The organism is Terriglobales bacterium, assembly GCA_035651655.1.
Lineage (GTDB): Bacteria > Acidobacteriota > Terriglobia > Terriglobales > Acidobacteriaceae > DASRFG01.
This window is the reverse complement of the sequence record DASRFG010000030.1, coordinates 35,355-48,889: the sequence shown is the minus strand read 5'-3', so window position 1 is coordinate 48,889 and position 13,535 is coordinate 35,355. Positions and strand designations below refer to the sequence as shown.

The 13,535-nt window shown below is 57.3% G+C and carries 15 protein-coding genes; 6 read left to right on the top strand and 9 right to left on the bottom strand.

Features of this window, described 5'->3' with window-relative positions; all coding sequences use genetic code 11:
* The first annotated feature begins 375 nt into the window (after window positions 1-375).
* Both VFA76_15070 and VFA76_15065 read left to right on the top strand, forming a co-directional pair.
* Window positions 376-813 (top strand): PilZ domain-containing protein, encoded by a 438-nt coding sequence (locus tag VFA76_15070; GenBank protein ID HZR33165.1) that lies wholly within the window; start codon window positions 376-378, stop codon window positions 811-813.
* The gene (locus VFA76_15065; protein ID HZR33164.1) at window positions 813-1,028 is read left to right on the top strand and encodes a hypothetical protein; all 216 of its coding nucleotides are present in this window, start codon (window positions 813-815) and stop codon (window positions 1,026-1,028) included. Before VFA76_15070 ends, VFA76_15065 begins: the two co-directional genes overlap by 1 nt.
* 24 nt (window positions 1,029-1,052) lie before the next feature.
* Here VFA76_15065 and VFA76_15060 read toward each other — a convergent pair whose 3' ends face one another.
* From VFA76_15060 to VFA76_15040, 5 genes are read right to left on the bottom strand one after another with little or no spacing between them, the layout of a single operon-like run.
* The gene (locus VFA76_15060) at window positions 1,053-1,172 is read right to left on the bottom strand and encodes a CcmD family protein (protein ID HZR33163.1); all 120 of its coding nucleotides are present in this window, start codon (window positions 1,170-1,172) and stop codon (window positions 1,053-1,055) included.
* Complete coding sequence (gene ccsA, locus VFA76_15055; GenBank protein HZR33162.1) at window positions 1,169-1,870, bottom strand: cytochrome c biogenesis protein CcsA; 702 nt, start codon at window positions 1,868-1,870, stop codon at window positions 1,169-1,171. The genes VFA76_15060 and ccsA overlap by 4 nt, the downstream gene beginning before the upstream one ends.
* Entirely contained in the window at window positions 1,867-2,541 is a 675-nt protein-coding gene (locus VFA76_15050; GenBank protein HZR33161.1) for a heme exporter protein CcmB, read from the bottom strand. The genes ccsA and VFA76_15050 overlap by 4 nt, the downstream gene beginning before the upstream one ends.
* Complete coding sequence (locus VFA76_15045) at window positions 2,538-3,269, bottom strand: ABC transporter ATP-binding protein (GenBank protein HZR33160.1); 732 nt, start codon at window positions 3,267-3,269, stop codon at window positions 2,538-2,540. Before VFA76_15045 ends, VFA76_15050 begins: the two co-directional genes overlap by 4 nt.
* Window positions 3,266-3,820, bottom strand: coding sequence for a cytochrome c maturation protein CcmE (locus tag VFA76_15040; protein HZR33159.1), 555 nt, complete (start codon window positions 3,818-3,820; stop codon window positions 3,266-3,268). Before VFA76_15040 ends, VFA76_15045 begins: the two co-directional genes overlap by 4 nt.
* A gap of 137 nt (window positions 3,821-3,957) precedes the next feature.
* Here VFA76_15040 and thiC point away from each other — a divergent pair, with 137 nt between their 5' ends.
* On the top strand, window positions 3,958-5,430 hold the full coding sequence (thiC, locus tag VFA76_15035; GenBank protein ID HZR33158.1) for a phosphomethylpyrimidine synthase ThiC: 1,473 nt from the start codon (window positions 3,958-3,960) through the stop codon (window positions 5,428-5,430).
* A gap of 69 nt (window positions 5,431-5,499) precedes the next feature.
* Here thiC and VFA76_15030 read toward each other — a convergent pair whose 3' ends face one another.
* The 4 genes from VFA76_15030 to VFA76_15015 form a co-directional block, all read right to left on the bottom strand.
* Entirely contained in the window at window positions 5,500-6,933 is a 1,434-nt protein-coding gene (locus VFA76_15030; protein HZR33157.1) for a hypothetical protein, read from the bottom strand.
* A 107-nt stretch (window positions 6,934-7,040) separates the two neighbouring features.
* Window positions 7,041-9,263, bottom strand: coding sequence for a M28 family metallopeptidase (locus VFA76_15025; GenBank protein HZR33156.1), 2,223 nt, complete (start codon window positions 9,261-9,263; stop codon window positions 7,041-7,043).
* 65 nt (window positions 9,264-9,328) lie between these two features.
* Window positions 9,329-9,814 (bottom strand): redoxin domain-containing protein, encoded by a 486-nt coding sequence (locus VFA76_15020; GenBank protein HZR33155.1) that lies wholly within the window; start codon window positions 9,812-9,814, stop codon window positions 9,329-9,331.
* A gap of 48 nt (window positions 9,815-9,862) precedes the next feature.
* Window positions 9,863-10,765, bottom strand: coding sequence for a LysR family transcriptional regulator (locus tag VFA76_15015; GenBank protein ID HZR33154.1), 903 nt, complete (start codon window positions 10,763-10,765; stop codon window positions 9,863-9,865).
* A 99-nt stretch (window positions 10,766-10,864) separates the two neighbouring features.
* Here VFA76_15015 and dps point away from each other — a divergent pair, with 99 nt between their 5' ends.
* From dps to VFA76_15000, 3 genes are all read left to right on the top strand, one after another.
* Window positions 10,865-11,485 carry a DNA protection during starvation protein gene (dps, locus tag VFA76_15010; GenBank protein HZR33153.1) on the top strand — a complete coding sequence of 207 codons (621 nt, stop codon included), beginning with the start codon at window positions 10,865-10,867 and terminating at the stop codon, window positions 11,483-11,485.
* A 64-nt stretch (window positions 11,486-11,549) separates the two neighbouring features.
* Window positions 11,550-11,906, top strand: coding sequence for a 2Fe-2S iron-sulfur cluster-binding protein (locus tag VFA76_15005; GenBank protein HZR33152.1), 357 nt, complete (start codon window positions 11,550-11,552; stop codon window positions 11,904-11,906).
* Between the two features lie 44 nt (window positions 11,907-11,950).
* Window positions 11,951-13,519: a glycosyltransferase family 39 protein gene (locus VFA76_15000; GenBank protein ID HZR33151.1), complete on the top strand. Its 1,569-nt coding sequence runs from the start codon at window positions 11,951-11,953 to the stop codon at window positions 13,517-13,519.
* The last annotated feature ends 16 nt before the right edge of the window (window positions 13,520-13,535 follow it).

Here is a 13,535-nt window from a genome sequence, read left to right as displayed (position 1 = left end):
TCCTCTGAACCTGATCCCGCTTGACCACGCATTTTTGTGCGCCAATTGCGATGTGGTGAGCGAGAGCCGGAACGGACGGTGTGTTGCGTGTCAAAGCCCGTCGTTGATCAGCCTGTCGCAGGTACTGGGGCGGATGGAGTCGGACTGCAAGTCCCATCGGCGTCCCAAGTCTGCTTTGGCCAATAAAGGGCGGCGACGGCTCGAACTCGTAGCCGAGGGGGCTTGAACCCAGGAAGTTACCGGTTAATAAGATCAGTTCCGGCAGCACCTTTGCTATTGCAAATGGTTCCGAGCTAGGCAAGTCTGTAAACAACGGGCGCGTTGAAAACCTATTCTGTCTGCAGTAGTCACGTTTATTCGCTCCCGTTTTAATCCATGGCAGTTCAACAGGAGAAAGCCGGGCAACCGGCGGAGATGCTTTTGGGACGTCCAGCAACTACGGAAACCCCTGTCGAAGAACGCCGCGCCATGCGCCGCTTCGATATGCGCCTACCCGCGACGGTTCATGTTCCCGGCAGCAACCCATCAGAACATTTGACTGAGACCCAGAACGTGAGCGCGCGTGGCGCTTTCTTTTACTTAGATCGCAAGTTGCCAGCGGGCGCTCCCATCGAGATCACACTGACTTTCCCTCCGCATGTCACGCTTACCGAGAGTGTGCGGGTTCGGTTCACCGCCCGTGTGCTTCGGGTGGAAGCGGGGCCTGGGCCGGAGCGGGTGGGAATAGCTGTAGGCATAGAGGAGTATGAATTCCTTCGCAATTATCCGGAAGAACCGCCTGATGCAGATAGCGTGGACTGGGGTGTCGGTTAATGCAGCCCTTGGACATTGCGGTGCTGATTTTCTTTTCCGCCATGGCCGCTATTTCTATCGCCTCTCATCCTCGTAAGAACTCCGTGGCCCTGGAATGGACAGGCGCCTTGGGCATGGTTGGCTTCATTGGCTGGTTGTGCTGGCTTTTTATGCGCTCTGACGGAGTGGACGCCACGTCCGTGGTGAACATGTTCCGAGACTTTTTCAGCCAGTAAAAGTCTGCTGCTGGGTCCGTCCGTTTACTTCCGTCGAAATTCCTGCATTTCATCCCGCAATCGCCGATAGCGGCGGCCCAGCAGGGCCAAATAGGAAAGGTGAATGATCCAGGTGGCGGCGTAAGCAGCAAAGAGAAATTTCATCGTGATGACTTCATTCCGGGCTCCAGGAGCGCCTCGAGAGCCTGGGTCTCTTCGAAATCCTGGCGGGTCCGTTCCAGGCGATAGCGCACCCAGCACACCAGTGTGGCAAAGGCGAAGAAGGCTGCCATGTTTAGCAATAACGTGGACAACATCTTGGGGGCGATACCCGAACCTGGCCCTCCCAACAAAACTGGCTGCGGATGCTGAGTGCGGAATAGGCGGTTCGCCAGATACACGAAGGGCACGTCAAGAAAACCGAATACGGCGAGGGCTGCCGCGAGCACCGGCGTTTGCCCGCTAGTGGAGTAACGCCGCAAGATTAAGTAGCTCACGTAGATCAGCCACAGCAACAGCGTACTGGTGAGGCGGGCATCCCAAGTCCACCAGATGCCCCACACCGGACGCGCCCACAGCGGCCCGGTCACCAAAACTACAGTGCAGAAAACGACGCCAACTTCGGCGGTGGTCACGGCCAGAGCGTCGGTGCGTGCACTACGGCGAGCCAGATAGACGATGGAAGCAACAAAATTCACGGCAAATAGCAGGAAAGCAGTCGCAGCCGAGGGGACATGATAATAGAAAATACGCTGCACGTCGCCCATAGTCTGTTCCGTGGGCGCGGCTACCAGCGCTTCATACAAGGCAACAGCCAGCAGCACCAGAGTGAAGATCGCGAATACGAAGAAGCTACGTCTCATTCCGCGTGTAACACCGTTTCAAAAAGAAGCAGGCACACAGTAGTAAACACCACATCATAGACCGCGAGCAATACCACCCAGAACTCTGGTGACCCCTCTCCCATCAGAATGGTCGTCGTCGCCTGTACCATGGCCAGCAGCGCCGGAATCGAAATGGGAAACAGAATCAGCGGCAGCATAACCTCGCGGCTGCGCGTCCGCAGTGACATGGCCGCGAAAAATGTGCCATTAACCACCAGCGCCCACGTAGCCAGCGCCGCCACGATCACCAGCTCATAAGATGGCCCCAGAGGCCGCAGGTTGAAAAAAATCATGAATAGAGGCGCCATCAAGGCTTCCAGGACACCCACAAAAACGAAGTTCCCAAGCGCCTTGGCCAAAAACAGGGAATTTGCCGAGGCGGGAGATACGCGGTAAGCATCCAGCACCTGATTGCGCAATTCGCGGGCCCAGGTCTGATTCAGCGCTACCACCGCGGCGAACAGAAAGGCCACCCAGACCAGGCCTCCCGTGATATGGCGCGATTCTTCTGCCGTGGGATCAAACGAAAAACTGAAGATCACGACCACAAGAAGCGCGAAAAACAACATCGAGTTTATGGCATCTTTGGATCGCCACTCCAGACGCAGATCTTTGGTGAGCGTGTCGCGGGTGTTCTGGAGGGCACTCATTGCGCGCCCTTGGATTCCGCCGCCGGCGTTGTGAGCTCGCGGCTCCGCTTCGAGATCTGCCCTGCCGCCATCCAGACGAACTCGTCGGCCACGCGTTCAAGCAGGGCGGCCTGATGAGTAACGATGAAGATCGTCTTTCCTTCTGCACGCATCTTGACCAGCACGCTTACGATTTCCCGCGCCGATGCTAAATCCACGTTCGAGAACGGCTCGTCGAGCAAAAGAATTCTGGGACTGTGCACGATGGCTCGCGCCAGTGACAGTCTTTGGCGCATGCCTTGGGAGTATTGATCAACGCGTCGCGTCAGCGCCGAATCCAGCCCCACGGCAAGAATCGCAGATTGGCAACGCTGGTCGTCACGGATTCCGTAGAGTGCTGCGAAATAACGGAGATTTTCGAGGCCACTCAATTCGTCGTAGAGCAGCGAGGGATGCGCCATGTAGCCGATCTGCCCGGTGACGGAGCGCAAATCCGTTGCTCCCAGAACCCTGATAGTGCCGCGACTGGGACGCGAGAGTCCGGCGATGGTGCGCAGCAGGGTGGTCTTCCCTGCTCCATTGTCCCCTAAAATGGCATACATCTGACCAGCGCGAAATTCTGCCGTCAGGCTGCGCAAGGCTGCGAATCGTCCAAAGTGCTTGCCGAGATTTTCCAGCGTAACGGCAGTGCTTTCGGCGCGAGTGGTTGATGCAGCGGAGGCGCTCAGGTGCGGTCCAGAAACATTCACTCAGAAAGACCGGGAGAGGCATTCGGCTCCACCTTGGTCATGGACTTCAGCGGGGCATTGTTCGGCGGAGCATTGTTCGGCGGAGCATTGTTCAGCGGGGCATTGTTCAGCGGAGCATTGTTCGGTTTTGCGCCAGGCTGCGATGCGGGAGTTTGTTGGGGAGCGTATTTGGAGGCGCACTTGGCTTGCAACTGGTTGGCCCGGAAAACGCCGTCCCGCCCCATTTGCCCCTCGGCCAAGGCTTGCGAATCATCTTTGAAGGTATCGGGTGGGGCTTCAGTTCCGTTGTACACGACGGGCAAGGTAGTGCCCTGCTCTATAAGCGTAAATTCCACCCGGGTGCCGGTACGCCTGATGGATCCTGGCGCAACATTGCCGGCCACGCGCAGCCGTTTGCTGTAAACCGTGTTGTCCATGGCGCGCAGCTCTTTAATGGTTACGTAGTAGCTTTTGCTCTGCTGTACACCGGTATACGCGAGATATCCCAGCGAGAGAAGAATGATCGCCGTGGCGCCGCCAAACTTCACGTATCGTTTGCTTTGAGCCGACATTATAGGGGCCTTAATCACAAACTCTAATCCGTTGGTCTCTGGGGGTCAAGGTCACCTGGCGCAGCGCGACCCGGAATTTTGTGCGGCGTATAATTTACAGTCATCCCATCTACGCTAATGCTTAGGTTGGCACTCTTATGGATGCTATAGAACTGAAAGAGCAAAACGGCAGCAACGGCTACGCGGCGCACGTTCCCAAGCCGCGCGAGGAGTGGATCAAGCAGCGGCGAGAGGCGGCCGCCCTGAGTGGCAACGGTAACTTCTCCCAAATGCACTATGCCCGCCGCGGCATTATCACGCAAGAGATGGAGTACGTCGCCCGTCTCGAGAGTGTTTCCCCTGAATTGATCTGTGACGAGGTGGCGCGCGGGCGCATGATCATCCCCGCCAACATCAACCACCCTGAACTGGAGCCGATGGCCATAGGCGTGGCTTCGAAATGCAAGATCAACGCCAATATCGGCAACTCCGCCGTGACCTCCAATGTTAACGAGGAACTTCGCAAGCTGCACACCGCGGTGCATTTCGGCGCTGACACCGCGATGGACCTCTCGACGGGCGGAAATATTCCTGAAATCCGCGATGCCATTCTGCGGCATTCGCCAGTGCCCATCGGCACCGTGCCGATTTACGAAGCGGTTACTCGAGTGAAGCGCATTGAGGACCTCAGCGCCGACCTGATGCTCGAAGTCATTGAGGAGCAGGCGCAACAAGGCGTGGATTACATGACGATCCACGCAGGCGTGCTCATTCAATATCTGCCGCTGGTGGCAAAGCGCATCACTGGAATCGTAAGCCGTGGCGGCGCCATTCTTGCGCAGTGGATGGCGCACCACCACCAGCAGAATTTCCTTTACGAGCGCTTCGACGACATCTGCAAGATCTTTCAGAAGTACGATGTGTCTTTCTCTCTGGGCGACGGGCTACGCCCGGGAAGCATTGCTGATGCGAGTGATGAAGCGCAATTCGCCGAGTTGCGGACCCTCGGGGAATTGACCAAACGTGCGTGGAACTATGACGTCCAGGTCATGATCGAGGGGCCGGGCCATGTTCCGATGGACAAAATCAGGGAGCAAGTGGAAAAAGAAATCGAGTACTGTTACGAAGCGCCCTTTTACACGCTCGGACCACTTGTCACCGATATCGCTCCCGGATATGACCACATAACCTCGGCCATCGGCGCCGCCATGATCGGCTGGTATGGGGCCGCAATGCTGTGCTACGTCACTCCCAAAGAGCACCTCGGCCTGCCCAATGATAAGGACGTGAAGGACGGCATCATTGCTTACAAGATCGCCGCCCACGCTGCGGACGTCGCACGTCACCGTCCCGGGGCGCGGGACCGCGACGACGCCCTCAGCTATGCCCGTTACAATTTCGATTGGGAAAAGCAGTTTGCGCTGTCGCTCGATCCTGAAACGGCGCGCTCCATGCACGATGAAACCTTGCCTGACGATTACTACAAGACGGCGGCGTTCTGCTCCATGTGTGGACCCAAGTTCTGCTCGATGAATTATTCGTCAAAGGTAGACGAATACAACCGCGAGGTCCATGGTCTGGAAAAGAAGGACTATTCGGAGCTGGTGCAAAAGCTGACCGCCAAGCCGTAGCTGGATCGTAACAGCCAAAAAGCCGCGCAGCGGGCGCGGCTTTTTCATTGTGCAGACGTGCTGTAAGACTCAATGCAAATCGGAAATCTGTTTCACATCAGACTTGTTGCTGGCGCGTACTGAGTCGGCAAGAGCAGGCTGTAGACTTGAGCTGATGTTGCGGGGTCGAGTGACTTGAACCGGAGCTTTCGGTTTGAAGTGCCGGACGGTGACATCTTCCGCAACCTCATCTACTTCGACTTCAGTGAGCTGCTGGCGCCGCTTCGCTTTATGCGCCGGAGTTCGCGGGCGAGCCGCAGGGGGCTTGGCCGCGGTTGTTGGAGGGAGCGGTCGCGAGGGAGCCACGCCGACGGCTGGAACCAATTTCGCGGGACCAAAGGGTACTGTCTCTTCTATGCTATTCGATTGCTGCACCGTTGAAATTGGCAGCGGGGAAGCCGGACGACGGTTGCTGTAGCCAATCCAACCCGCCGTCATCAGCATAGCCGCAACTCCTGCACACATGGCTGCCACTCGCATGCGACGATCTTCTGAGCTCAAGCTCACATGCGGCTGCAACTCTTCATTACCAAGGGCCGAATCCGTCGAAGCAGTCACGAGCACCGCTAACTGGTCTTCTCGCAAGCGCAGGCGCGCTTCGTCTGCATAGCTTCTGCGGATCGCTTCTGCCTGCTTTGCCAACTCTTGCTGTTCCTGCGCTTCACGTTGCAACGCCGCTTCACGGCGTTGGTGTACAGCCATCTCTGCCGCACGTGCCCGTTCTGCCTCGAATGCCCGTCGCTTCTGCTCCGCTTTTTCCCGCGCCGCGTGTTGTCTCTCGGTACGTAGAAGGGTCGCTCTTCGGGCCGCTTCCTGGCGCCGCTGCGCCTCCTGTTCTCTGGCAAACCGGCGCTGCTTCTCTTGTTCTTCAGATTGCTGGTGGCGCGCTGCCGCTCTTTGTAAGCGTTCTACGGCACGCTGCTCACGCAATTGCGCGTACTGTGCCTGCCACTGCTGCAGCGTTTCTCCGAGTGAGGTCAGCCAAGGTTTCTTTGGGGGCGCAATTTCCACCATTGGAGATGGTTCACTCGCGGAGGTGGCTGGTGTTTCCTCGTTCGCGGGCTCAAAGCTTTCGGATGGCAACGCCGCGTCTGCTACAAACGCCTGGGGTGGTTCCTCCAGCATCTGGAGTGGCTGCTGGGGCGTGGCCTCAACTTTCAGCTCGCTCGCCACGGAAAGGGGCGCGAGCTCCTCAGGCTCAAGCGGTGCTGCGGTCTCCAGTTCGGCGGGGACAATCGACCCGGGAGCGACGAACACGCTTACTTCCTGGTGTTGGGAAATTTTTCCAATTTCTGCCAATGCCTGTTCCACCGTGCAGTTTTCGACGGTGACTTCGAGATCCGCGACCGTGTCGCCGGCGCGACCAGGCGCCGCAATTTCTATGGTGTCAAAGAGGGGACGAAGTTCCTCGGATAATCTAAGCGCATCTTCGAAGCTGGAAGAGATAATGCGAGCAACTGGCATCTCGAACCTCTCCGATGTCCAAGCGGACTTAACAAGCATTGGCTTAGACGCAAAGAGAGCTCCTAAAGCTGCCCAGACCTGTGCTGAAATCGCTGTAAGGTGTGCCCCTACCTGGGATTTCTCCCGACAGGTCCGCTGTTTTGGGGATACTGCTCGAGGGTCCTGGCGGCCGCGTTCAGGGCGTCGGTAAGGGCGGAAATCTGTTGCGTGGCGCGCGTCAGGTCGCCCGCGTCAATGGCCTCGTTTACCCCTGGAATGACCACCGCAGCATAGCCGGTGTATTCCCCGGGCGCGTAGATCGCATGGCGGTACCAGGGACGGTTTGGTAAACCATTGGCCAACAACAGCCCCCGTTCGGCCTGGCTCAACGCGGCATTTAGCTGCTTCAGGTCTACATGGGGATTTTGCTGCGCCTTGGCCATTGCCAGGCCAGCAGTTGCCAACCGTTTGGCGGCATCTGCGGCCGTGGCAAAGCTGGGGGTTTTATTGCCAAACCTCTCATCAGCCTTTTTGCGGGCCGCCTCGATGTAGGAACCGACCTCCTTGCCATACGTTTCGTAGTCAAACGGCAGGACATCAGCATTGGCCAGGCGCAGCGCTCCCAGACCGTACACCCGAGCCATTTCCTGCTCGTACAGGAAATTGGGGTCCCCAAACTTCGTAAACCATTGGAAATTGTCGAAAACTGAGTGATATACCCCGTAATCCCCAGTGGAACCGATATCCAGCGAGGGAACCCCTAGATGCTGCAGGAACACCGTGTAGTCTGAACCGCTTCCCAGGTCGCCTACAGGTACATCCGTGCCGGCGGAGGCCACGGGCTGGCGGCCTAAACTGCCGGTCACGTCGGGTGAAACCTGGGGACCCTTGGCGGGCTTCTCCGCAGTCGTGCGCCACACATCGTAAACATTGCCTCCGGCCGGGCTGGGTACCGCTTTGGTGAGGTCACGGATGAACTGCTTCAGGCTGGGCACCGCGGAAGCCCCGAACTTCGGCCCGGAGACCGCTACGTCCACATTCAAGTATGCAACCGCGTTGCGCAGCTCCGAAGCATGTTGTTCGCCCCATTCGGTAGATCCGATCAGGCCCTGCTCTTCGGCGTCCCAACTGCCAAATACAAGGGTGCGCTTCGGCTTCCACCCATTTTTCAATAGTTCTCCCAATCCGTGTACCGCCTCCAGCATGGCGGTAGTACCGCTGTTCGGGTCAACGGCGCCATAGACCCACGCGTCGCGATGGTTCCCCGCAACCACCCACTCAGCCGGCAATTCGGTGCCGGGAACACGGCCAATGACGTCCCAAATCGTGCGGTACTGGTAATCCTGCTTAAGGTGCATCCTGATCCGCGCCGGACCGGGGCCCAAGTGGTAGGTGAAGGGCAATGCGCCTTGCCAATCGCGGGGCGTTTGCGGCCCGCTCAGGTTGGCGAGAATCGGCTCAGCATCGCCATAGGAAAGCGGGGTTGAGGGAATCCTGGGCAGTGCGGCCGACCGTTCCGGCGGAGTGCGCTGGGAATCCGGCAGCGATGGCAGTGCAGCGATGCCCGGCGTCGTAGCATCCCCGGGAAATTCGAACATAAAGCCGACTGATCCGCGCTGTACGGAGGTGGCTGGCCGCCAAGGCCCTTGGGGATAAGCGTCGCCTTTGAAATATCCATCGTCAATGGGATCGGAATAGATGATCACCCCCGCGGCACCGTGTTGTTGCGCAACCAGCACCTTAACGCCGCGAAAGTTCTGCCCATAACGGGTGAGTACAATTTTGCCGTGCACATCAATGCCCAACTCTTCAAGCTTTTTAAAATCATCCGGGCTGCCGTAGTTTGCGTATACCACTTCGGCCTCGACGTCTCCGGACGGGGAATAACCATTCACTGGCGTCACCACCCGCGGATCGTCCTGGTAGGGATCGCCTTCCACATGCTCGCGGCTGGGAGCATGCAGCTTCGCGCCAGCAGGAGCGATCAAATCGACACTGATTTCCTTGGGATAGTTGAGCCAGACTTTGTATTCCACAATCTGAGTGTCTAGCCCGGCGTCGCGGAATTTTTGCGCTACATATTCCGCGGTTTGCTTGTCTTCTGGTGACCCGGCAATGTGAGGCGCAGCGGTCAGGCGGCGTAAGTGCGCCTCCGCGAGCTTGGGATCAGGCACCGCGAGAAAAATCTTTTCCCATTTCTGCTCTTGCTCGGGATCGCGAAACCCGGTGATGGCTCCTGAAATGGCAGTTCTACTCTTGGTTGGAGGCTCGGACGGATTCGCATTTTGCCCAACACTGGAAGAAGGAATGGCAACCAAGAGAATCAGCACACCGGTAATCAAAAGTCTCATGCACGCTCCTGCGCCAGTGCGCAGCTCTCAAAGAATTAAAAAGCTTACACTAACTGACTTGCCGCTCATTGATTGAGTTGCTGCAGCGCCATCAGAACTTCTTTGGTCTCAGGAAGATGGTCCATGGGATAAATCCTGCTGAACGCTACCTTACCTTTTTTATCGATCACAAATATGGCGCGCTCGCTGACGCCAGAGAACGGTTCACGGTCGCGGAAGACTCCATATTTCATCGCGACCTCGCCATGCGGGTAGTAATCGCTGACGAGTGGATAGTCAAGGGGCCCAATCTCTTTTTCCCAGGCGCCATCGCTGTAGATGGAATCCACGCTGATGCCTACGATTTGGGCGTCGTACTCGCTTAACTTCGACAGTGCCGTGTTGTACTCCGCAAATTGCGTAGTGCACACCGGCGTCCAATTCAGCGGATGGAACGCAAGCACCACGTTCTTCTTTCCCAGATAATCGCGCAGCCGCAACTTCTTTTTGACACCGCCGATCAGGGCGGGAAGCTCAAAGTCCGGTGCGGTGTCCCCTACTTTCAGTGCCATTGCCACTCCGTGTGTTTAGAACTGTCGCTGGCGATTTACCGCCCTTGGTCAGCTCGCCGCCACAAATTGCTTTTCCTGCCGCACATTCTCGCGCAGGTGCTCAACCAGGGCGCGATGTGCGCGCGTCGGGAAATGCTGCTTGAGTTGCACGATTCCGACCCTGCGATGACTGGCTTCATCAGCCAGGGGCACGAATCTACACCCCTTTCGCGGTTCAACCGCCATAGTCGGCACCAGCGAAACTCCCATGCCGGCCGCAACCATGGCAACAATGGTAGCGAACTGTCCACTTTCAAAAACCACATTGGGCTGCAGGCGCGCACGCCGGCAAGCGGCGATCGCATTATCCCGGAAGCAGTGGCCCTCTTTGAGCAGAAGAAAATTCTCTTCTTCGATCTGTTTCAGTGAAATCTGCTTCTGTGATGCTAAATGGTGCCTGGCCGGCAGCACAACGTAGAGCCGCTCCCGCAACAATTCTTCGCAAATTAGCCCTTCTCCGCTCACCGGGAGCGCAGCCAGCGCGAGATCAAGCCGCGCCTCGTGAAGCCCCTGCAGCAGCACCGAGGTGATCTCTTCTACAATGCTTACCTTTATGTGCGGGTATTTGATGGCGAAACTGGTAAGCGGGCCGGGAAGAAAATACGGAGCGATTGTAGGGATAGCTCCAATCACCACGCGACCATTGTCGCCGCCTGCCATCTCCTGGATTTCGAGCTTGGCCGCTCCCAGCTGCCGCAAGATGGCTTCTGCCCGCGGCAAGAAAGTCCGTCCAAAATGGGTCAGGCGCGCGGTACGGCCGAGGCGATCGAACAGTCGGGCCCCAAGTTCGTCTTCCAGTTTCAAAATCTGCGCGGAGAGCGAAGGCTGAGCGATGTGCTCCTGTTCCGCAGCGCGAGTAAAGTTTCCGCTGCGCGCCACCGCACAAAAATATCGAAGCTGATGAACTTGCATCCCAGACCCTTCGCCTAGAGGCAAAAACTATCGCATGTATAGAATCCATATCTTAGACCGATGTCAGGCCTGCGCGCTACACTCCCAGCAGGAGGAAACATGCCAGCTAAGCAAGACAATGTTGTGAAAGCGGGCGATGTCACGCAGCGCGTAGGTGTGGAGGTAATTCGCGCGCGTGGTGTTGACGTGGAGAAACTTATCAAAATGCTTGTCGCCAACGCGGCGGCTGAGTTCGCCAGCACGTATTACTACTACACCATTCTCAGAATGCATTTGGCCGGACACGAAGATTACAAGGAAATCTGCGAGGACGCGCGTCTGGAAGACCGGGCCCACTGGGAGTTAATCGTTCCCCGTATCTATGAGCTCGGTGGAGAACTGCCGAACGACCTGCCGGCTTTTCACAATCAGGCTGGCTGTGCCGCAGCCAAGTTACCCGATCCCCCAACGGCCACCAATATTTTGACTCTGCTGCTGGAGTCGGAACGTTGCGCCATCCGCAGCTGGCAGGCCGTGTGCGATGTAACCTTTGGCAAGGACCCGCGGACCTACGACATGGCTTCTCGCATTCTTAACGAAGAAGTCGAGCACGAAGCCTGGTTTATCGAACTGCTCGCGTGGGAACGCGACAAGAAGAGCATTCCTTCAGGGCATTTCCGTCGTGGCGAACCTGGCGACGCGCCTTACAGCAAGAACCGGCCCTTCTACATCGGTTCCTAGTCGACTCTGTGCCTGCCTGGTCCCCGTGACCAGGCAGGACTTCGCCTGCCGTTACAATTGATGGGTGGGAGCTGAATCGCCGACCGAGTCATTCTTCAAGGTAACGCTCATCACGCCGGAGGGCGAGCGCACCATCACGGTTGGGTCCGAAGAGCACATCTGGGATGCGGCGAACGCCGTAGGTATCAAGTTGCCTGCCCTCTGCCACCAGGGGCGATGCCTGACCTGTGCCGGCCGCCTGGAGGACGGGGGCGAGGTGGACCAGTCTGACTCCGTCAGTTATTTTCCAGAGGACCGCCAGTCTGGTTTTGTGTTGCTATGCACCGCGAAGCCGCGGTCGGACTTGCGAATCCGCACCCACCAGCAGGCGGAAATGCGGGAATTCCGGCGCAGGAAAAATCTTCCCGCGCCTTACTCATGAATGGTCTCCAATCAAGCAGGGAGAATTCGCGTTCCATCGCTGAAATGACGCGGGTTCCGCAGAGTTATCCCTCTGCGAGTTCGCGTTCTCACTTCACAGGCGTGGCCCTCGGCATGGTAGCGATAGGATTCTTCGCGCGCCTTTATCTGGCGGCGACTACCTATTTGAACCCGGATGAGGCGCAGATCTATTTTCTCTCGAACCAAGCATCTCTGGCGTCGGTTTATCAGGCGAATCTGACTACCGCTCATCCGCCGCTATTTGCAGCGCTGCTCTACTACTGGCGCTTCCTTGGCAACTCGGAGCTTGTGCTTCGCTTGCCGTCAGTACTGGCGGGCACGCTCTTTTGCTGGATAGGATTCAAATGGCTGGGCAGAATCACCAACCGTACGGCTGCGCTCGTCGGGCTCATATTCTTCTCCTTTTCTCCCGCCCTCATTTCTTTGAGTGCGGAGATCAGGCAGTACGCGCTCTTGCTGTTTTTTATCGCTCTTTCCTTTTACGCCCTGGAGCGAGCGGTTCAGGAAAGTTCGGCCGGCATGATGTTGGTCTTTTCGCTCTCGCTGTGCTTCGCAATCCTCACTCATTACTCTGCCCTACTGTTTGCTTGTGTTGTAGGGGCCTACGCCATAATTCGGCTCTACGACTCTCGTGCCACTGTGAGAGTTATTGCACCGTGGGTCATTGGGCAGGCCGTGGCCGCGGCGGTTTTTGCTTTTCTCTACAGAAGTCACTTGCTGCGGCTGAAACGCATCGCGGAAGTCACGGGATTCTTCCAAGGGAGCGGACAAAATGCGCTAAACGTCCTGCTAAGGGAAACCTTCCGCCTATTTCATTATTTGTTCAGCCAGCCGGTGATTGGGGGGCTGATGCTCCTGCTCTATGTGCTGGGCCTGATAGGTCTATTGCGCCAGCAAACAGTGCCTGAGCACTCGCGGCCCAATCCCAGGCATCTCGCCTTCCTGCTGGCATTTCCCTTCCTCGTTAGTTGGACGGCGCAGCTGTTTCGCACCTACCCTTTTGACGGCACGCGCCACAGCGTATTTCTTGCGGCGTTTGTAATCGCAGGTGCAAGCCTGGGGCTGGCACGCTGGCCTGCGTCGAGCAATTGGAAAAAACCTTTGCTTGCCGCGTCCGCTATGGCGGTGTGTTACCTGGCACCCGTGCCGCTGGGAGCGTCTTTCAAACCGCCCAACCAGAAACAAAGTTTTATGGCTGGGGCGGTGAAGTTTCTAGGAGAATCCGCTGCGCCCGGTGCAGTAGTTATTCTGGATAACCAAACCAGCTTTCCTTTTCGCTACTACTTTTGCCGCGGGAGCGTTGCTGAATTTAGTATGTCTGCAAGGCCATTTGCCGACTTCGGTTGTGGTAGGTACCGCGTCTCGGCCACTGGTCCCCGCATGTGGATGTTTACGCCCGAAAACTTAAGCGCTGCTATTCAGCATGCGACAGCGGCTTATGGACTGAAACCCGGGTCAAGCATCTGGATATTTCAGACGGGCTGGAACGTTGATACCCAGCCATTACTGTGGCCAAAACTTAAAGAGCTTGGGTGCCCGGCGGTGCATTCCTTTGGCAAAAATATCGTGGTCTGCCAGCTCCCGGTGAGTTGATGAAACCAATTCCCAG